This window comes from Candidatus Xiphinematobacter sp. Idaho Grape (assembly GCF_001318295.1).
Lineage (GTDB): Bacteria > Verrucomicrobiota > Verrucomicrobiia > Chthoniobacterales > Xiphinematobacteraceae > Xiphinematobacter.
Genome location: NZ_CP012665.1, coordinates 74,267 through 94,866 on the forward strand (window position 1 = coordinate 74,267; position 20,600 = coordinate 94,866).

The window sequence follows — 20,600 nt, forward strand, 5'->3', positions numbered from 1 at the left end:
TTAGACGTCTAGACAGATAGACACATCATGGAATTCTGATTCCACAAAGCTTTTTTATATCCGGGGCACCGTAATGCCTTTTTGCCACATATACTTTCCACCACGATCTGCGTAACTCACATTGCAGGGCTCATGTGCAAGGTAAAAGATCACTTGAGCAAGTCCCTCGTTAGCATAGACCCTTGCAGGCAGTGGAGTAGTATTGGAGATCTCCAGTGTAACATATCCTTCCCACTCTGGCTCGAAAGGAGTAACGTTAACGATGATTCCGCAGCGCGCATAGGTAGATTTCCCGACGCAAATAGTGAGTATCTCCCTTGGGATCCTGAAGTATTCAACACTTCTGGCTAGTGCGAAAGAATTAGGAGGTATAATGCAGATGTCCGCTTTGATATCTACAAGAGAGCAGCAGTCAAAGTTCTTTGGGTCGACTACTGTATTGAAAACATTGGTAAAAACTTTAAACTCGTCCGACACCCGCAAGTCGTAGCCGTAGCTAGACAACCCGTAGCTAATAACCCGCTGACCATCCCGGTTAGACCGGATTTGCCTGTCTACGAACGGCTCAATCATAGAGCACTCAATGGCCATTCGGCATATCCATCGGTCCGAACAAACTGACATAGTAGGCACATTCTCCCAAAAGGGGTTGAGGAAGTAAACCCTTTATATGGGAGGTTGTGCTACAACAATGCAAAAACTTAAAAGACGTTCCCCTCCCTTCTATGGAAAATGTTATTATTGTTGGCGGTGGATGTGCTGGTCTCACCGCAGCTATTTACACCGCCAGAGCGAGCCTGTCGCCTCTAGTTATAGAGGGCACCCAACCTGGTGGGCAGTTAACTCTCACGACTAGCGTAGAAAATTTTCCTGGTTTCCCTCATGGGATTGAGGGCCCAGACTTAACGCAACGTATGCATGCGCAGGCAGACCGTTTTGGAGCAAGATTCGAGTACGGCGTACTGGAGGATTTTGAAGCTTTTGATCGAATCCAGCGGGTAAAAGTCGACGGTACTTGGCGCGAGAGTCGAGCACTAATCATTGCCAGCGGCGCCTCGGCCAGGTGGCTAGGTCTAGAACAAGAGGAACAACTAATTGGCCACGGTCTTACTTCCTGTGCGACCTGTGACGGGGCTTTTTACAAAGATGTACCAGTGACTGTCATCGGCGGAGGGGATTCTGCATGTGAAGAAGCCCTATTCCTCACTCGTTTCTGTTCTACTATATACCTAGTCCACCGCAGGGATACCCTGCGTGCCTCATGTATCATGGCAAAACGAACTCTCACACACCCGAAAATTCAGCCTGTGTGGAATTCTACTGTGCAGAGATATCTCCTGGATGCATCCGGTATGATGCGTGCCATTTGTGTTCGCAATACCATCTCTGGGGCCCAAAGGGAGCTTAAAGTTAAATGCGTCTTCATCGCTATTGGCCACACCCCGAACACGGCGCCTTTTAATAGTAAGCTGGAACTCGACAAGGCTGGCTATATTGTGCTAAAGCGCGGGACGCAAACTAGCCTACCTGGTGTCTTTGCAGCCGGTGACGTAGTCGACTCTATCTATCGCCAGGCCATTACAGCAGCAGGCCAAGGGTGCTCCGCCGCCATGGACGCGGAGCGCTGGCTAGCTGCCACTTAGTCAGTAGTAACGGCCACAGAACCCCCTTTCGCATGAAAGGAGAGGCTCTCCCCGTCCCTTCTTACATCTACCTGATCCCCGCCTTTCAGAGTCCCACGTAAAAGCTCTTCCGCCACAGGGTTTTCTAAAAAACGCTCAACAGCTCGTCGCATCGGACGAGCACCATAAGCGGGATCGTACCCCTTTTCGATTAAGAATTCAATCGCAGTTGAGTCCAAGCATAGATTGATTTTCTTGGCACGGATGCGCTCTATGACCTTCGCCACCTCCAGATCGACAATGCGTTCCAAATCCAGGCGCGTGAGTGAACGAAAGACAATAATGTCATCCAGCCGGTTTAAAAATTCTGGCTTAAAAACCTTTTTAGCTTCTTCTAGAATTTTCTCTCGCATGGATTCGTAGTTATCCTGGGGCTTGGAGACCCCAAATCCTAAGGCCGTCTGTTTCTTGATTAGCTCTGCTCCCACGTTGGATGTTAAAATGACAATCGCGTTCCGGAAATCCACCTTACGGCCAAGGCTGTCCGTAATCTTACCCTCCTCTAGGATCTGCAGAAGGAGATGCATTACATCCGGGTGAGCTTTTTCGATCTCGTCGAAGAGCACTACCGAATAAGGGCGGTGGCGTACAGCCTCTGCAAGCTGACCTCCTTCTTCATAGCCGATGAAGCCAGGAGGAGAACCAATCAGGCGTGTAGCAGTGAACTTTTCCATATACTCGGACATGTCAAGCTGGATTAAGGCGTCCGCGTCTCCGAACATAAACTCGGCTAGTGTCCGCGCAAGGAATGTCTTACCTACTCCAGTAGGGCCCAAGAAGATAAAAGAGCCGATGGGACGCTTTGGATCCTTAAGATCCGTACGAGAACGTCGCAGGGCCCTGCAGACAGTAGCCACTGCCTCGTCTTGACCAATAAGCTGCTTCTTCAAATCATTCTCCATTGCAAGAAGTTTGGAAGCCTCCTTTTGTTCCATGCGACTTAGTGGCACCCCGGTCCATTTCGAAACAATATGGAGAACATCTTCCTCTGTGACGCAAACCTCCTCTTCCTTACGTCTTTCTCCCCACTCAGTAAGAGCAACTTCTAACTTCTCTCTGGCTTGCCTTTCGCAGTCACGCAACGAGGCAGCCTTTTCAAAGTCCTGCAACTTAATAGCCGACTCTTTATTTGATCGAATAACCTCGATCTCATCTTCTATATCCTTTACGTTGGGTGGCCTGGCCATTGAGGTGAGACGAGCGCGAGCACCTGCTTCATCCATCACATCTATGGCCTTATCTGGTAGGAAGCGCCCAGTAAGGTAGCGCTCTGAGTATCTTGCCGCCGCTTCTAAGGCCCCATCAGTAATTTTAACGCCGTGGTGAGCTTCATACTTCGGACGTATACCCTTAAGAATCTGGATAGTCTGTGTGGCAGATGGCGCCTCCACCTTCACTGTTTGAAAACGGCGCTCTAGAGCAGCATCCTTTTCAACGTATTTTCGATATTCACTAAACGTAGTTGCCCCAATACACTGAAGCTCACCTCGACTTAGAGCAGGCTTGATAATGTTAGAGGCATCCATTGCTCCTTCCGCAGATCCAGCTCCGACAATAGTATGCAACTCATCAATAAATAAGATAACGTTCTTGGTTCTCCGAATTTCGTCTATCACCGCCTTAATCCGCTCCTCAAACTGGCCACGATATTTCGTTCCTGCCACCATAAGTGCGAGGTCCAAAGTGACTACTCGTTTGTCCCTCAAAATTTCCGGAACGTTTCCTTTAACTATTGCCTGGGCAAGTCCTTCAACAATAGCAGTTTTTCCAACTCCGGCCTCCCCGATAAGAACTGGATTGTTCTTTGTACGACGACAGAGAATCTGAATTGTCCGCTCAATTTCATCATTCCGTCCAACGACCAGATCTATCTCCCCCCTTTTAGCACAGTCAGTAAGGTCTCTCCCAAAAGCGCGTAGAGCTGGGGTCCTGCCACCTCCCTTCCCTCCGCCACTCCCCACCGCTTCAGCCACCATAGGCTCTCCCTCTCCTTCTACGACATTGAAATTAGGATCTAACTCCCTTACGATCTCGTTCCTGGTGCGTTCAAGATCTACTTCCAGATTCTTTAAAACCCTTGCAGCGACTCCTTCTCCCTCGCGAAGCAACCCTAGCAGCACATGTTCGGTACCAACATAGGAGTGCTGGAAGCTCTTTGCCTCTTTACCAGCCAGGGCAAGAACTTTTTTTACACGGGGAGTATAAGGAATATTTCCTACTATTTTAGCTTCCGGACCGGACCCCACTTGCTTTTCTACCTCCATACGCACCATTTCCAAATCTAAGCCCATTCTTTGGAGTACACTAACCGCCACACCCTCTCCCAATTTAATTAGTCCCAGCAGCACATGTTCGGTACCAATGTAGTTATGGTTGAAGCGATCTGCTTCTTTACGGGCAAGTGCTAACGCTTGTTGTGCACGCGGTGTAAAATTGTTCATTATAGGGGTTCCCTACCTTTTTTCCGGCATAGTGTTAATTTTGGCAACATCCGGCTGAGACATAGAATTCAACTTTGTCCGAATAATGGAAGAGCGTAATGCGTCTCGAGCTTCAACTTCCATCTTCTGTACACCTTTTTGAAGGTGCGCCGGCTGGGTTTCAATGAAAAGCTCATCCACGAGATGCCTACTGCCATCGTGAAATAAACCCAAATCTATCCCAAGTTTAATGATAGAGAGCAAATTGAGCGCTTCCTTTGAACCAATCGAGTGAGCATGGCAAAGTATACCGTAGGCACGCCCAATTTGGTCCAATAATATGACAGAACGCTGCTCCACAAGGACTTGTCGCGCGTTATGCTCATGCTCGAGGATAGTTTCAATTACCTTATTGAGTCGTTCAATAATCTCTTCCTCTGACTCACCCAGTGTGGTTTGGTTGGAAACCTGGAAAAGATTGCCAACAGCCTCAGATCCTTCACCATGGAGTCCGCGGACAGCTAACCCGATCTTGTTAACTGAATTGATAATTTTATTCACTAGATCGTTCATCACTAGTGCAGGTAGATGCAGCATAGCGGAAGCTCGTATACCGGTACCGATATTGGTAGGGCACGCCGTGAGATATCCAAGTTGATCGTGAAAGGCAAAGTCAAGCGTCATTTCTAGCTTACTGTCCGCCTGGTTAATCATATTGAACACTTTGGTTAGCTGGAGACCGGAACAGATGGCCTGCATGCGCAAGTGGTCCTCTTCATTGATCATAAAACTGAGGGTTTGAGCAGTGTTCATCACAATGGCACTTCCCACTCCCTTAGCTGCATGTTCCCTACTAATGAGATGACGTTCTACTAAAATTTGTTTTTCCAGCGAAGAAAGCGATTCCAGGTTCTCCGTAAAGGCATCTTGCATTTCTGGGAGAGATTCAACAACAGGCTTGATTGTCTGCACCACTCCCAAGCGCTCCGATTTTTTAGCCCAACCAGGGAAAGGCTTGCCACGCAAGTTCCTAGCCAAGCGCACCCTGCTACTGATGACGATGTTCCGATGAGGTCCTTCCCCCTTCAGCCATTCACCTGTATTGGCAATGATGTTAGAGAACTTCATCTCATGTACACTCCGACTCTAGCTGATGAATCTTATCCCGAATTGCTGCTGCTTTTTCATACTCCTCAGCCTCTACAGCCTGTTGCAGTGTATCGTTTAACGCTTTCAGACGCTCTTGATAGGAGCGAAGCTTGTGGTACAGAACAGGTACCTTACCGTTGTGTCGAACTCCCTTATGCATGTTTTTCAACATACCTAAAAGTAGCCTCGAAAAGGCATCATAGCAATTACTACAACCTAAGCGTCCAGTTTTCTTAAATTCTGTTTGCGTAAATCCGCAGATAGCACACTTTGGCACAGGAGGCTGCACGTCTACACTCGGAGCTGTTCCTAGCCCCACCAAAAGTTCTGCCAACTCAAAACCCACAGGATCACTTACCCCCTTGTTCTTTGAACAAGCTTCACAGAGATTGACCTTCTGCATCTTTCCCTCAACGATTTGAGTCAGAAAAACTGTTGCTTCCTTGCTTTGGCAAACGTCACATCGCATATGATCAATAAATCACAGTACCCACCCTTCGTGTCAACTGGTGGAATTCACTAGTTAAACGCTGCGTTATGGGACCAGGCACTTCCACTCCTATCCGCCGACCGTCTAACATCGCCACTGGAATGACTTCCGCAGCAGTACCAGTTAAAAAGCACTCATCTGCCACAAAGACCTCATGACGGGTAATATCAGCCTCCTTTAGGGAAATTCCAAGATCTAATGCCAGATCGAAAATGACAGAACGGGTAATTCCTGCCAACGCCCCAGCAGTTACCGGTGGGGTAACTACCCCTTCATTTCTCACGATGAAAATGTTGTCAGCCGTACACTCTGCGACGTATCCCCACTCGTTTAGCATAAGACCCTCCTCAGCCCCAGCCTGAGAAGCCTCTATCTTGGCCAAAATATTATTAAGGTAATTGAGAGACTTAACCATAGGGCTAAGCGCAGTTGGGGTGGTCCTACGAGTCGTGCAGGTCACGACCTTCAGCCCCCTCTTGTAAATTTCCGCGGGATATAGTCTGATGTAATCAACAATGATGATCACTGCGGGGAGACGGCAGTGTTCTGGGTTAAGTCCCAAGTTGCCGACTCCCCTAGTCAGAAGCAATCGGACGTATCCACTTTGCAGTTGATTAGCTCGAACAGTCTCTAACAGTGCTTGTTTCATCCCCGACTTAGTTAATGGAGGTCTTAGGCAGATAGAGTGGGCAGAGTTAAAAAGGCGATCTATGTGAGCCTCCAACTGGAATATTCTACCGTCATAGAATCGGATTCCTTCAAAAACTCCATCTCCGTAGAGTAAGCCATGGTCAAACACGGAGATTTTCGCGTCTTCTTCCTCATAGAGGGTACCGTCAACATGGATCTTCATAATATGTTCAGTCGTTGCATTTAGTCTTGTTTGGTGCTTTGTCCTCTTTCGGACAGGAAAACCTCATTCCCACTACGGGACGAAACTCTCCTGATAAGGTGTGGATTCCTGTAGATACCTTAGGGTAGAGCAATTCTTTCTTGGATAGAAAGGTAACCTCTTTTGTCGGTCGGACATGCTATGAACCTTTGTAGCCTCTTTTTCACTTGGGTTTAGCGACCTTATCCCCTTTGGGCTTCTTACCAAGTTCAGGTAAAAAGAGTGGTTCTCTTGTTGGTCAATATGTCCGTGAACGTCCTGTGCACTGGCCGAGGGCAAAGTTATGGCTTTCTTTCTGCTTTTCCCGCATGTGCCGTAGAACAGAGGAATGCTTCTGGCTATATTCTGCCTGCAGCTTCCTCTTATCCTTTTTAGCACACTGCCTTGTATAACCTCTTGAAGTTAAGGCAATTCCTTCTATTCTTTTGCATTTTTAATCCATGCAAAAGCACTAGAGAAAGATGTTCCTGCTCTAGTTAGAGCTCTCTTTATAGATCCTGTGTATCTTGATAGCTATTGGAGGAGGTCTTAGCTTGACCTTCCAGGCCTACGGTAAATATAGGAGCTAGGCTCTGCCGTCGAATTTTCTTTGGCTGAACGGATACAAGAAACCGACTGCTTTCACGAATCTGAATTCATGGCAGAAGACGTCCTATCCTAGCAGGGGTGCAAGTAAAGAAGGGGGTCACTACTTCTTCTCGAATAAGCTAGCCCCCTTCCGTCACCCCATTGAGAAGGCGATGGCTGCTCACGTCTTTTGGCAAGCCGACGGCCTTAGGGAGGGGCCCCATCCCCCCTTTAGTCGACAAGTCACAAGCCAAGCGGGTAAGTTTTATATAAGCCCATACTTCAACTGGGAACGCATGCAAGTGAAGCTATGATACTTGCTTATCCCTGATCTCCTTCCCGCCGACGTTCCTCCTCTATGCCACGGAGAACATCGGACATATCTTCTACCTCATCCCAAACCTCTTGACTGACATAAATTGGTGCGCATTGCTGCGCAGCCATCGCGATACAATCGCTGGGACGTGCGTCCAGCTCAATGATCTTCTGCTGAAGTAGCTCATTTTCTGCAGCAATAATCAAGCGTCCATAGTAGGTAGTTCCTTTTAGTTGGTTGATGATTACCCGATCTACGCGAGCACTAAAAGCGGTTAGCATAAGCCCGACAAGATCATGTGTATGCGGCCTGTCTTTCTGAATTCTACTGAGAAACATACTAATTGCACTTCCTACTCCAATGTCTACATAGATCACAAAAGTCTTTTCCTCGTTGCCAAGGAAAACCGCACAGCTACTATCAGCAGGAATCACCCCACGCACCTTCACTTCCTTCACTGGCTTGCTCATATAACCAAGATATCTACCAGCAGAGTCAAGTTAGTACAACCTCCCATGGGTTTTCCGCGCCAATGTCGCCTACATGCGCACACATCTAGTAAGCAAACACAGACGATTTTCTCTGCCAGAGAGTTGCGAGGCCGCTAGAATTGCGTTCCTTCTTCCATCGCCCGCAGCATAACCGTAACAATCCAGTAGAAGCCAGATTTGTTCTTCCGCCAAAGCCGCAGAACTGACACATATTCTGGCTCCATCTACGTGCCTGCGTAAGTCTCCATTCCCCAGAGACTTTTTGCCAAAAACGTAAGTAAAATACCATGCAGAATCTGTGACAATCTCACATGGTAACATTGGTCCTTCTCATTTATCCTTGTGTACATCTCAACCTGGAGAGGGCAGACAACAGGTAGTAGGTATGACTCGGTGAGGTAAACCCTCCATCCAGGGAGCCTAGCGCTAACGAATGGCTATAAAAATTTGCCTGATTCTTTGTTGACAAAATATAGAATGTTTAGCACCCTGAGGGCAGGTTTTGTTTGAGCAAGTGGCTCGCAAGCTGCCGCTGCGGAGGTGCTGGCTGGCTGTGCGTGAATTACCTGGGTTTATCTTGAAGACTCCTATCCACATTGCTGTCACTGGTGCTGCCGGACGTATCGGTTATTCCTTACTCCCTAGGATCGTTTCCGGGGATCTTTTTGGCCCTGATCAGCCCGTTGTTTTGCAGCTTATCGAAGTGCCGTCTGTTCTCAAGTCACTGGATGGCGTTCTTATGGAGCTTCTCGATTGTGCTTTCCCTCTGCTGGAAAATGCCATAACCACTACTGATTTAGAAGAAGGATTCCGAGGTGTCAATTGGGCGCTACTCGTTGGAAGTGTGCCAAGAAGGGCTGGCATGGAACGCAAGGATCTATTGAGTATCAACGGGAGGATCTTTGTGGATCAGGGGCGTGCTATTCAAAGGAATGCTGCATCAGACGTTCGAGTGCTAGTGGTTGGTAACCCATGTAATACGAATTGCCTAATCGCTATGAATAATGCACGGGATGTTCCTGACAATCGATGGTTTGCAATGAGTCGGCTCGATGAAAACCGTGCTAAGGTTCAACTTGCAGAAAAAACTGGTCGACATTGTCGAGAGGTTACTAATGTTGCTATCTGGGGCAATCATTCCAGCACATTGTACCCAGACTTTCTAAACGCTCGCATTGGAGGTCGTTTGGTTTGTGAAGTCATTTCGGATGTGGGGTGGCTAAGGGGTGGTTTTATTCAAAGCGTTCAACAGAGAGGTAGTGCCATCATTCATGCTACGGGGCTTTCTTCTGCACAATCTGCTGCACATGCAATTGTAGAGACTATTCGCAGTATCGCCGAGCCAACGAGTACCGGAGACTGGCATAGCGTGTCTTTATGTTCAGATGGAAGTTACGGTATAGAGAGGGGCCTTGTTGCTTCCTTCCCCGTCCTCTCTAGGGAGGGCTGTGTAGAAATCGTGCAGGGACTCCAAACAGATCCGTTTGGCCAATCAAAGATAGCGGCTAGCATAAGTGAGCTCAGGGAGGAACGTTCAGTGATTAGGGAACTACTGAAAAATTAGGCTTGTAGAGCCCTGCGGCTCACGATCACAGCGGGTGGTTTTGCACGTGGTGACGCACTGCAATTCCCTTGAGGAGAAGGAACTCCTTTACAGCCTGGAGAGTATACCTTCCAAAGTGGAAGATGCTGGCTGCTAGGACGGCGTCAGCGCTGCCCTCTGTCAGGACTTGGGCTAGGTGGACCAAATCTCCGGCACCGCCGCTGGCGATTACTGGAATCCCAATGGATTGGCTCACTGCCTTGGTAAGCTTGCAATCATAGCCGCTGCAAGTTCCATCTGTGTCCATACTGGTCAGGAGAATCTCACCCGCCCCCAAGTCCTCCACACGATGGGCCCACGCGACAGCCTCCAATGGAGTTGGCTTACTCCCCCCGTGGGTATAAACGCGCCAACCGAATCCCGGCTCATGCCGGGCATCAATTGCCACCATCATACACTGCGAACCAAAGTTCTCCGCACCCTCCCTGATCAAATAGGGAGTCTGAACGGCTGAGGTGTTAATACTTACCTTATCAGCTCCTGCCGAGAGCACAGCCCGCACATCTTCTATGCTGCGAATCCCACCTCCTACTGTAAGGGGGACAAAACACACCTCAGCCACCTCCTCTATCAGAGAAATGAGGGCCCGCCGTCCGTCGAGAGAAGCGTTAACATCTAAGAAAGCCAACTCGTCTGCCCCCTGCGTATCATACGCCTTGGCACACTCGACAGGATGGCCGACATCTTTCAGTGCTGAAAAACGCGTCCCCTTAACTACGCGGCCATCACTAACGTCAAGGCAAGGAATAATGCGCTTTGCGAGCATACTCTTTCAGGAAAGCAAGACTCCTATTCCCATATATCGAACCACCGTGCGCAGCAAGCGAAACACCCACAGCCGTCGCGATAAAGGAATAAATTATAAAACAATAAAAAACAATAAAAAGCCCAAGGCGGGAGCTTAATGGGTTAGTACTGAAACTGGTCGATAATTTACTCAGTGCAGCTCTACCCCACAATTAGGGGCTGATTTTACCAGCATCGTAAACGCCACAAGCAGCAGAGGTATTACGTGCAGTAATCTAGTAGAACCCACTTGGCTCCAATGAGTTAAATCCAGCGCCTGTGATCCTTACCTTTCTGCTGATCTTTCCCTATTTCATTTTAGGGGGTGTTTCCTGCTAATGCAGCCTATCTGACTTGCGCCTGGAGCTAAAACCCTTAGCTACAACTCGCCCCAAGCCCACCCCTAAGAGCTTCTCTCAAGGGACTACTTGGGTCCGGCGAGACCATGGCCCTTACTCCTTTCTCTCAATTCCATATCAAATGCGGAAGACCCCGTGGCATCAGACAAGCACTTCCTATGCTAATCGAACTTGCCTTTCCCTAGTTTGCATTATGATACCCACCACTACCAGCTTACTTGCGCAGAATCCGGGTAAAACGCCCATCATTGGTGGTCCTCGTGCTTTTTAAGACAAGCGATCGACAAAACAAAATCTGGGCTTCCTCTAGCTTGGACATGGACCCACTTCTCCTTTCCTGCTAGGAAAGCTGTTCCTGCATCGAATGCACTCTCTTAAAGCGTGGAAAAACAACGGACGCTTGCACAATCAGCTACCCTAACTGGTATCTCCCTCCACACTGGAGAAAATGTCCGCCTCACTGTCTATCCTGCCAACCCAGGCCACGGAGTAAGGTTTCGACGCAAGGATCTACCTGATCAACCTATCGTAGAAGCAAAGGCTGAAAACGTGAAAACTGTCGAGCGCGCTACTACTATCGTTAAGGGAAGTGTCCAAGTGCATACTGTTGAGCATATTCTCTCTGCACTCGCCGGTATGGGAGTTGACAATGCACTTGTAGAAATGGATGCAAATGAACCCCCTATTGGGGATGGTAGCGCTCAACCCTTTGTACAACTCATCCGTAAAGCAGGCATTCTTGAACAAGAAGCAGTGCTTTCTCAGTTTGAAGTTCCAGAGCCCATCCATGTGGAGAGCCGAGAGGGTTCTTTGTTAACTGTTGTGCCTGATAGTAAGTTTCGGATTTCTTGCACACAGGTAGGCCCTGGGGGACGGTTCACTCAGTTTCTATCTTCCATTATTACCCCAGAAACATATGAGAAAGAAATCGCCCCCGCACGCACGTTCGTCTTCTACGAAGACGTGAGAGCGCTGATGCAAAATGGATTGATAAAGGGGGGAAGTTTGGAAAACGCGATAGTGGCCCGTGGGGATTCTATCCTTAGTAAAGAGCCGCTTCGTTTTCCAGATGAGTTTGTGCGACATAAGATTCTGGATATTGTTGGTGATCTTGCCTTGCTGGGACGTCGACTTTGTGGTCATGTGATTGCCGTTCGTCCGGGACATGGACCTAACACAGAGCTAGCTAAACTACTTGTGAAACGACACGTGCAACTGCTAGCCACAGCCACAATTCCAGTTATTTCCAGATCGCCAGTGCTGGACGTTAACGAGGTGATGAGAACGCTGCCTCACCGATACCCCTTCTTAATGGTTGATCGTGTTGTAGAGCTTAGAGATGACATGACAGCTGTAGGAGTTAAATCCGTTACCATCAACGAACCATATTTTCAGGGGCACTTTCCAGGACATCCAGTCATGCCGGGCGTTCTTCAGTTGGAAGCCATGGCTCAGGTGGCGAGCATTCTTATGATGAGAAAAACGGAAAATTCAGGAAAAATTGGGTACTTCATGAGCGCTGATGATGTCAAATTTCGCAAACCAGTAATGCCAGGAGATACCCTATTCATCCATGCGAAGATGGTGCATGCTACCAAACGCTTGGGAAGAGCGTATTGTAAATGCTTTGTCAACAATACAGTGGTTTCCGAAGCCAGTTTGTTATTCGGCCTCGTTGCATCATGACAAAAATCCACCATACTGCCATCGTGGACCCTACGGCAGTTCTGGACGAGGGATGCTGTATTGGCCCTTATTGCAATGTAGGTCCTAAGGTTTTTCTTGGAAAAAGCTGCTTACTTTACAGTCACGTGGTTCTTCATGGTCCCTGTGCAATAGGAGCACGAAATACCTTCTATCCTTTCTGTTCTATCGGTCAGCGCACGCAAGATCTTAAATATGAGGGCGAACCCACCCTTCTAGAAATCGGGGAGCGCAACACCTTCCGGGAGGGCGTTACTGTTAACCGAGGTACCACTCCAAAATCGAAGACTGTAATTGGAAACTACAGCAACTTCCTGGCGTATAGCCATGTGGCCCATAACTGCAAAGTTGGCAATCATATTGTTTTTTCAAACAGCGCCACACTCGCTGGACATGTTTGTGTGGGGGACTACGCGATTATCGGCGGCCTAACTGCGGCACACCAATTTTGTCGCATTGGTCAACATGCTATCGTAGGAGGGTGTTCTAAAATCGTACAAGACGTTCCCCCCTTCATGATTGCCGATGGAAACCCAGCAGAAATCCACGGAGTTAATGTTATAGGGTTAAAGCGCTTTGGATTCGGAGAAGGTGAGCTTCTAACATTAAAGGAAGCTTATCGCCTTCTCTACCGTTCTAACCTTAATGTGCAACAGGCCCTAGAAAGGATCCGACAGGAGATGGAACCTAATAGGAATATCAATGCTCTTATCTCTTTTGTTACCTCTAGCAATCGAGGTATCATACGATAGTGTGCGTGTTTTCCCCTTTTGATGTAACTCGATTACGTAGTAGTCAACACTTAAGTGGGCTTCATTCTTACAGCAAAAGAGGAGAAATCAGGAGAAAACGGTGTTGAATCCCTCTTAATTCGGATTATAAGAATCCGGCATGGATTACTTGGAACGGGCCAGGCATGTTATCTCTATCGAGATAGAAGAAGTACATCGCATCGGGCAACGCTTGGGCGCCAATTTTTTAGGTGCAGTAAATTTGATTAAGGATACACTCCAAAAAAAAGGGAAGATCGTTGTAGTTGGTGTGGGGAAATCAGGTCATATTGGAAAAAAAATTGCAGCCACCCTTACCAGTACGGGCAGTATGGCTGTTGTTTTAAGTTCTCTGAATGCGCTGCATGGTGACCTCGGCATTATCGCCAACGGGGATGTGGTTCTTTTCTTGAGTTACAGCGGCGAAACGGAAGAGATAGTTAGTATTCTCCGAGCCATCATGCACTTTGATGTCAATCTGATTGCAATGACTGGTAGTACCAATTCTAGCCTAGCTAGGGCTAGTGATATCGTATTGGACGTAGCCGTTTCGCAGGAAGCATGCCCGCTCAATCTTTCTCCTACCTCTAGTACAACAGCAATGCTGGTAGTTGGAGATGCGCTAGCAATGGTACTTCTGGAAACAAACTGCTTCAGCGCAGAAGACTTTGCCAAGTTTCATCCCGGTGGCCGCTTGGGGCGTTCTCTTTTGTTAACGGTAAGAGACATCATGCGCACTCGTGAAGAAATGGCTCTTGTCTTACCTTCAGCTACCGTCTTGGAGGCCGTTCAAAAGATGACATGTAAGCGATGTGGTTGCGTCACAGTTGTGGATTCCTCTGGCCATCTTGCCGGAATTTTTACCCAAGGTGATTTTGCCAGACATTTTCCTAGTTCTCCTGATATTGGGAGTCAAATGGTCCATAAGTTTGTTACGCGGCATCCTGTAACGATTGCTGATAACGAACCTGCCGCTGAGGTTCTCCATGTTCTACAGAAACATCGGATTGATGATCTAGTAGTTGTGGATGCTTCCAACCGGCCAATTGGATTAATTGACTCGCAAGACCTAACGCGCTTAAAGTTAGCCTAGGTGTTGTAACTGAAATACCCAATGCGGAACATCTCTTGGGAGTGAGGGAGTTTCTCCATTTGACTGTAAGGACCGGACCTATTGATCTCACACACTATGGCTCTCGCGAATGATCTACGTAAGGGAATGGCTATTCGTTACAACAAACACCCGGCCATTATATTGGAGGTGCAACACCGAACTCCAGGTAATCTAAGAGCTTTTGTTCAGGCACTAATTCGCTATATCAGCACTGGAAAGTCGGCCGAGGTAAGGTTCTCTTCTACCGAAAAAGTAGAGCTTGTAGAGATAACGCGCCAAATCCTTGAGTTTAGCTATACCGATTATCATGGATATCATTTTTTGGAACCAAAAACTTACGAGACAGTTAGTCTACAGGAAGATCTAGTGGTTTCTATCAAAGAGTACCTTACAGAAAACCTTTTAGTGACTGTCTTAAAAATAGAGGGAAGTCCGGTTCAAATCGAATTACCTTCTTCGGTTAATCTGAAAGTCATAGAATCCCCAGAGGGAGTCCGTGGGGATTCGACTAATAATGTGCTGAAGCCCGCAACTTTGGAGACTGGAAAAGTAGTCCATGTACCCCTCTTTATTAAGGAGGGGCAAGCAGTAAAAATAGATACCCGTACGGGTGCCTATCTAGGCCGAGCTGATTAGGAAAATTAGAAATCCGGAGATTAAAAGAATGAAAGCTCCTGTAGAATCTCAATGGTATAAAGGCGCAGACGAGAGATAGGAGGACAGTGTGTGATCGCCTAATAGAAATGGGGGGTTCTGCTTTATAGAATTTCACATTATCGCCGCCACGTTGCTCGTAACCGAGTCTATCCCAATACAATTGGGAAGGAAAGCATCTGAGCAAATGGTTCCAATCACTACGGTTGCTCTGCGAGACACACTCCTCCATTCGCAAGTAGTTGAACTCCTATTTGGTTCACACCTAGATCTAGAGATCTTATAAAGCCGCCTAAAGCTTTTGCTCCTTAGCAAGCCTAGGTGTCTTACAAACAATCCATGCCAGAAAACCCCTCCATTTAGTCAACGCAAACACACCCTGTACGGCAACATCCTTCAAACAACCGCGTCTGATCTTATCAAACTTATATGATACCTTTTTGCACTTTAGCCCAAGCAGCCAGTGTAGCTTCTCAAGCAACTACTGGGCCGGCAATGCTTAACCAACTCGTCCTCTTTCTTTTTGTCGTTGTTATCTTCTATCTTCTAATGGTACGCCCACAGCAAAAGAAACACAGAGAGCATCAGCGCCTACTACGGGGTCTTAAATCAGGAAATAAGGTTATTACCAACTCAGGTATACATGGCCTTATTTCCAACGTGAAAGACAAGACAGTTATCCTGAAGGTGTCAGACAATGTAAAAATTGAGTTTGAGAAGTCGAGCATCATAGAGGTTGCACAGGCACAACCCCCAGACCAACCTAGTTAAGAGGGGGGTAATTCCCGGTTGAGAGCCAATAACTGTGGAACCTGACAAGATCCTGTGTCACCTATCCTCCTATTTGCTTTTTGGTTGATTGTTGTAGCTCTGCTTGGATGGTACTGTATAGAGGATTTTTCAGGCCGCAGGCCTATTCTTGGTCTAATCCTCAGCGGTCTTTTAATATCTTTTTGCCTACAGCAAGTATGGCCTCCGTCAGGAAAAATTCCATTGGGTCTGGATTTGCAGGGAGGTAGTTCGTTCCTAATCAAACTAGTCTGTCAACCTGGCGAAAAAATTACACGGGAGATGTTGTGGCAGGCGGTGGAAGTTGTCCGTCAACGCATCGACTTGCTTGGGGTAAACGAGCCTATTATTGCCCCACAGGGAGAGAATTGCATCCTTGTTCAGGTTCCGGGAATAGAAACTCCACAGCAGATAGAGGAAACGAAGACCCAACTGCAGCGGATGGCGAAGCTAGAGTTCGCATCTATTCACCCTGAAAGTCAGCGTCTCATCCTGCTAATTGAGTCCGGCCAGGGAATAATTCCACCAGGCTACATCGTTAAGACGGAACAATTTAGAAACTCTGAGGGGAACGTCCACACAGTTAGACACCTTGTCAGAAAGCGTCCTGAAGTTACGGGAAACCACGTTGCTTCTGCTCATATTTTCTTCGATCAACAGGGGTATGGAGTAAGTCTTCGCTTAGATAGCGAGGGAGCTAAGCTTTTCGATGGATTGGCAGAAACTCACTTGGGGCAACCTCTTGCAATACTCTTAGATGGACAGATCCAATCCACTCCTATTCTGAAGGCACGCCATTACGGTGGAGCAGCTCAGATCACCGGTAATTTTACGGAGCAACAGGCAAGATATTTAGCAAATATCTTACAGAATCCACTCCGTATACCCGTAGAAATTGAGGAAATTCGCAGTGTATCGGCCACTTTGGGACGAGATTCGGTGCATCAGGGACTAATTGCTGGGTCAATGGGAGTAACACTGGTAATGGTGTTCACGGGAATATATTACCGTTTAGCTGGCCTGATTGCTCTCTTTGGGTTAGCTGTAAATATGCTTCTCCTTCTGGGTATGATGGCCATGTTTCGCTTTGTTTTTACGCTACCCGGAATTGCTGGCGTCATCTTAACAATTGGTATGTCTGTGGATGCTAGCGTGCTTATCTATGAGCGTCTTCGGGAAGAGCTAAGAACTAGAAAGGCACTGGATGCTGCGCTCCACGGGGCGTATGAGAAGGCATTCAGCGCCATTTTAGACGCCAACGCTACGACACTTTTGGCAGCAATCATCCTCTTTTGGCAAGCAACTGGGACGGTGCGAGGATTTGCGATAACACTTACGCTAGGAATTATAACATCGCTCTTTTCATCACTGATCGTTACCCGTACCCTTCTCCATTGGGTTGTCACCAAAGGATACCTCCGGAAACTACACCTACTGGACTGGATTCCTAAATGGCAATTTGACTTTCTGGGGAAGCAGAAACTAGCTGTTGGAATTTCGCTGTTGCTCCTGATCGGTACCGTGGTATTCCTTACCCTGCGAGGGAGGGGGAACTTTGGTATTGACTTCCTTGGGGGAGATCTCCTCGTCATGCAGTGCCGGCAACCTTTTTCTATAAAAGAAGTGCATCGTGAATTGGAACAGCTAGGTTTTGGAGAAACTATTTCCGTTCAACTCGCACATGGTATTGGTCCTGAAAAACTCGTCATCCAAGGCCCCAAAGGTTCTTCCAAAGCAATTATCGCCGCTCTCTCTGACACATTTTCAAACCGAGGGCTACAGGTGGTACAACAGGACACTGTTGGCGCTCGGGTTGGGAGGGAATTCGCCAAAAAGTCGACCTTTGCTCTAGGACTGAGCATAGCAGCCATTCTCTGCTACGTTGCCATGCGCTTTGAATTTGCATTTGCTCTAGGAGCAGTTGTTGCAGTAGTGCATGATGTTCTCATTACGATCGGTCTCTTCGCTTTTACAGGCGGCGTTTTCTCTCTTATCCTGGTGGGAGCCGTCCTAATTGTTGCTGGGTACTCCGTCAATGACACAATAGTGGTCTTTGATCGCATCCGAGAGAAATGGAGTGGTAGTAAATCCCTAAGAGTCGTCGAGGCATTGGTAAATCAAAGTATTAACGAAACCCTTGGGAGGACTGTTTTAACTGGTGGTACCACTTTACTTTCTGTGGCAGCCCTTTATTTTATTGGAGGAGAAATTCTTCGAGACTTCGCTTTTACAATCCTAGTTGGTGTGTTTGTAGGGACCTATTCCTCAGTGTTTGTGGCATCACCAGTCGCCGTTTGGTATGCACGCCGCAAAAGGAAAATTTTTGGGGCCAGCTATAAGTAAAGGTTGCCATGGGAATAGAGCTTCACTCCGCCTTCCTTTAGAAGGAATCATTGACGTTTCAGAGGGCTTCCACTAAGGTGGCGCCTCCTGTTGCAAAAAAAGAAAGTAGGTGAAATTGTGGCTGAAGTAGTTGTTCGTAAAGGAGAACCCATCGATCGGGCGCTGAAGCGCTTGAAGGGCAAGATCGATGCGGATGGGATATTAGATGAAGTGCGGCGTCTGCGTGCCTTCGAAACTCCAACCCAAAAAGCTAGGCGGAAGGCCAAAAACAATGCCAAGCGGAGTAAGATGAAGCTCCGCTTCCATATGCATTGAAATTGTTGGGTTGACTGTATGCCTAGAGCTTTGGTCATTGGATGTGGGTTCGTTGGGGAGGTCATAGCCGATTTGCTTTTTCGGAGTGGTTGGGATGTTTACGCAACCTGTAGAACCGAGCAAGCAACTGAGCGGCTTGCTCGTAAACCTTATCCAGTAAAAGCTTGTGATGTCATACAGAGTACAAGCCTCCAGTCACTCTCTGATTTGCAATTGGATGCAGTTTTTTTCTGTGCTAGCTCTCGAGGAGGGAATGCGGAATCCTATCGGGCGCTATACCTCCGAGGAAGCTACAATATTTCTAGAATTCTTCACCCCAAAAAAGTCCTTTTTACCAGCAGTACTTCTCTTTATGCCCAGGAGAGTGGGGAGCTTGTGGATGAGCAAAGCCTCACAGAACCTAAGCACTCGGCGGGTAAGATTCTGCTGGAGGCAGAAAGCGTGATACTGGGATCTGGTGGAACCGTTGCGCGACTAGCTGGGATCTACGGCCCAACACGTAGTGTGCTCATGAAGAAATTTCTTACAGGGGAGGCTCGATTGGAAGGCGATGGGCAGCGTTGGATAAACCAAATTCACCGGGAGGATGCAGCGCGGGCTTTAGTGTATCTCCTATACGCTCCAGCAGGTATTTACAATGTCTGTGACAACAGGCCAGCTATGCAGTGTGAGATATATCAGTGGCTGGCAAACTTTTTTCAAATGCCATTGCCTCGGCAAGGTCAAACAAATCCAGAACGTAAGCGGGGATGTACCAACAAGCGTGTTAGCAATCAGAAACTACGCGACAGGCAATGGGCTCCACACTGGGTGTCGTATCGAGAAGCTATTTCTAGTATCGCCCCCACACTCGTTGAAGCCCCAAAGAGAGGTGGTAGACCTGGGAAGGAAGTGCTTTAGTATTGAGAAAGGCCGCTACAATATCTCCCCTTTCTAAGGGGAACTCCTCCTTTGGACACTTGACTGTCAATAGAAGATTGACCGATAAAAGTTTTGGGAAGGAAGCACGCCATTTTGAGATTTCTCTTGAAGAGGAGGGTTTACAGTATGAGGTTGGGGATTCAGTCGGAATTCTTCCGACGAATGATCCACAGTTGGTAGAAAGAATTTTAAGAGTACTTCAATTCTCTGGTACAGAGTCCGTCCAGACGTCCGGTGGGAGTGTGGTCTCATTGCAGCAGGCACTGCTCGGTGGGTGCGCCCTTACCAGACCCTCTAAACAGCTTTTATCGGCAATTGCTAAAAGAGATCCCTCAGCTGCTTTTCTTAAAGACTTGCTAGACCCCAGTGCGATGAAAAAGTTGGGCCAATATCTCTTCGGGAAAGACATACTGGATTTTCTGGAGAAATTTAGATCTATCCGCTTTACGCCAGAAGAATTTGTCGGGCTTTTGAGAAAAATGCAGCCACGCCTCTATTCAATTGCCTCTTCTCAGAAGGTCTATCCATGTTCTATTCATCTTACTGTAGCTGTAGTCCGTTACATGAGCTATGACCGCCTGCGCCGTGGGGTATGTTCTACTTTTCTTGCTGAGCGTGCCGCAGTAACTCCTTTGTTTATACACTCAGCCAGGCATTTTCGTCTGCCGAAGGATCCAGATGTTCCCATAATCATGGTGGGACCAGGGACTGGCATTGCGCCCTTCCGGGCGTTTTTACAGGAACGTAGGGCTATTGGAGCTAGGGGAAAAAATTGGCTATTCTTTGGGGGGAGAAGGTACGCTTCGGATTTTTTTTACCGGAATGAACTAGAAGCTTACTGTACAGAGGGAATGCTCCATCGCCTGGATGCTGTTTTTTCCAGGGATCAAGAGCTTAAAACCTATGTTCAACACCGCATGCTAGAAAAAGCCAAAGAGTTTTACCATTGGCTAGAATCTGGTGCTTATTTGTACGTCTGCGGGGATGCTGCACATATGGCGAAAGAGGTCGAAAACACCTTACATGCAATTGTAGAAAAGGTTGGGAATAAAACTAGCGACCAGTCGGGAGAATACGTCAAAAAACTGAAAAGTGAAAGGCGTTACCGATGCGATGTCTATTGAAATCTATCCCTCGTTCTCCGCAGAAGCTTTGCAATGAGATAGGAGTCATGGGAGTAGGAAAGGATACCCGTAGCGGAGAAGATGCCTTTGGGCTTCCAGGGTCTCAACTCC

The 20,600-nt window shown here is 47.7% G+C and carries 18 protein-coding genes; 11 read left to right on the top strand and 7 right to left on the bottom strand.

Annotated features, from left to right (window positions below):
- Positions 1–54: 54 nt before the first annotated feature.
- Positions 55–624 (bottom strand): dCTP deaminase, encoded by a 570-nt coding sequence (dcd, locus tag AMD24_RS00340; RefSeq protein ID WP_062100167.1) that lies wholly within the window; start codon positions 622–624, stop codon positions 55–57.
- 101 nt (positions 625–725) lie between these two features.
- Between dcd and trxB the strand changes: the two genes are divergently transcribed.
- Positions 726–1,643 (top strand): thioredoxin-disulfide reductase, encoded by a 918-nt coding sequence (gene trxB, locus AMD24_RS00345; protein ID WP_062100168.1) that lies wholly within the window; start codon positions 726–728, stop codon positions 1,641–1,643.
- On the opposite strand, the gene AMD24_RS00350 is transcribed toward trxB, so the two are convergent.
- From AMD24_RS00350 to AMD24_RS00370, 5 genes are all read right to left on the bottom strand, one after another.
- The gene (locus tag AMD24_RS00350; RefSeq protein WP_062100169.1) at positions 1,640–4,123 is read right to left on the bottom strand and encodes an ATP-dependent Clp protease ATP-binding subunit; all 2,484 of its coding nucleotides are present in this window, start codon (positions 4,121–4,123) and stop codon (positions 1,640–1,642) included. The genes trxB and AMD24_RS00350 overlap by 4 nt on opposite strands.
- 12 nt (positions 4,124–4,135) lie before the next feature.
- Complete coding sequence (locus AMD24_RS00355) at positions 4,136–5,230, bottom strand: protein arginine kinase (RefSeq protein ID WP_062100170.1); 1,095 nt, start codon at positions 5,228–5,230, stop codon at positions 4,136–4,138.
- Between the two features lies 1 nt (position 5,231).
- Positions 5,232–5,720 carry a UvrB/UvrC motif-containing protein gene (locus tag AMD24_RS00360; protein ID WP_062100171.1) on the bottom strand — a complete coding sequence of 163 codons (489 nt, stop codon included), beginning with the start codon at positions 5,718–5,720 and terminating at the stop codon, positions 5,232–5,234.
- Between the two features lie 4 nt (positions 5,721–5,724).
- Positions 5,725–6,594: a branched-chain-amino-acid transaminase gene (ilvE, locus tag AMD24_RS00365; protein ID WP_062100172.1), complete on the bottom strand. Its 870-nt coding sequence runs from the start codon at positions 6,592–6,594 to the stop codon at positions 5,725–5,727.
- A gap of 927 nt (positions 6,595–7,521) precedes the next feature.
- Entirely contained in the window at positions 7,522–7,986 is a 465-nt protein-coding gene (locus AMD24_RS00370) for a bifunctional nuclease family protein (RefSeq protein ID WP_062100173.1), read from the bottom strand.
- A gap of 598 nt (positions 7,987–8,584) precedes the next feature.
- On the opposite strand from AMD24_RS00370, the gene AMD24_RS00375 reads away from it, so the two are divergent.
- Positions 8,585–9,571 (top strand): malate dehydrogenase, encoded by a 987-nt coding sequence (locus AMD24_RS00375; protein WP_062100824.1) that lies wholly within the window; start codon positions 8,585–8,587, stop codon positions 9,569–9,571.
- A 25-nt stretch (positions 9,572–9,596) separates the two neighbouring features.
- On the opposite strand, the gene hisF is transcribed toward AMD24_RS00375, so the two are convergent.
- Positions 9,597–10,376, bottom strand: coding sequence for an imidazole glycerol phosphate synthase subunit HisF (gene hisF, locus AMD24_RS00380; RefSeq protein WP_062100174.1), 780 nt, complete (start codon positions 10,374–10,376; stop codon positions 9,597–9,599).
- 760 nt (positions 10,377–11,136) lie between these two features.
- On the opposite strand from hisF, the gene AMD24_RS00385 reads away from it, so the two are divergent.
- From AMD24_RS00385 to AMD24_RS00425, 9 genes are all read left to right on the top strand, one after another.
- Positions 11,137–12,441, top strand: a complete 1,305-nt coding sequence (locus AMD24_RS00385; RefSeq protein ID WP_062100175.1) for a bifunctional UDP-3-O-[3-hydroxymyristoyl] N-acetylglucosamine deacetylase/3-hydroxyacyl-ACP dehydratase — start codon at positions 11,137–11,139, stop codon at positions 12,439–12,441.
- Entirely contained in the window at positions 12,438–13,211 is a 774-nt protein-coding gene (gene lpxA / locus AMD24_RS00390; protein ID WP_062100176.1) for an acyl-ACP--UDP-N-acetylglucosamine O-acyltransferase, read from the top strand. Before AMD24_RS00385 ends, lpxA begins: the two co-directional genes overlap by 4 nt.
- A gap of 139 nt (positions 13,212–13,350) precedes the next feature.
- Positions 13,351–14,322, top strand: a complete 972-nt coding sequence (locus AMD24_RS00395) for a KpsF/GutQ family sugar-phosphate isomerase (protein ID WP_062100177.1) — start codon at positions 13,351–13,353, stop codon at positions 14,320–14,322.
- Between the two features lie 96 nt (positions 14,323–14,418).
- Positions 14,419–14,979, top strand: coding sequence for an elongation factor P (efp, locus tag AMD24_RS00400; protein WP_062100825.1), 561 nt, complete (start codon positions 14,419–14,421; stop codon positions 14,977–14,979).
- A gap of 513 nt (positions 14,980–15,492) precedes the next feature.
- Positions 15,493–15,768: a preprotein translocase subunit YajC gene (gene yajC / locus AMD24_RS00405; RefSeq protein ID WP_235503191.1), complete on the top strand. Its 276-nt coding sequence runs from the start codon at positions 15,493–15,495 to the stop codon at positions 15,766–15,768.
- Positions 15,769–15,822: 54 nt separating this feature from the next.
- The gene (gene secD, locus AMD24_RS00410) at positions 15,823–18,129 is read left to right on the top strand and encodes a protein translocase subunit SecD (protein WP_082382974.1); all 2,307 of its coding nucleotides are present in this window, start codon (positions 15,823–15,825) and stop codon (positions 18,127–18,129) included.
- Positions 18,130–18,219: 90 nt separating this feature from the next.
- On the top strand, positions 18,220–18,444 hold the full coding sequence (rpsU, locus tag AMD24_RS00415) for a 30S ribosomal protein S21 (RefSeq protein ID WP_235503192.1): 225 nt from the start codon (positions 18,220–18,222) through the stop codon (positions 18,442–18,444).
- Between the two features lie 18 nt (positions 18,445–18,462).
- The gene (locus AMD24_RS00420; protein WP_062100180.1) at positions 18,463–19,344 is read left to right on the top strand and encodes an NAD-dependent epimerase/dehydratase family protein; all 882 of its coding nucleotides are present in this window, start codon (positions 18,463–18,465) and stop codon (positions 19,342–19,344) included.
- Between the two features lie 2 nt (positions 19,345–19,346).
- A complete protein-coding gene (locus tag AMD24_RS00425) occupies positions 19,347–20,489 on the top strand; it encodes a diflavin oxidoreductase (protein WP_062100181.1) in 1,143 nt (380 codons plus the stop codon).
- Positions 20,490–20,600 lie beyond the last annotated feature (111 nt).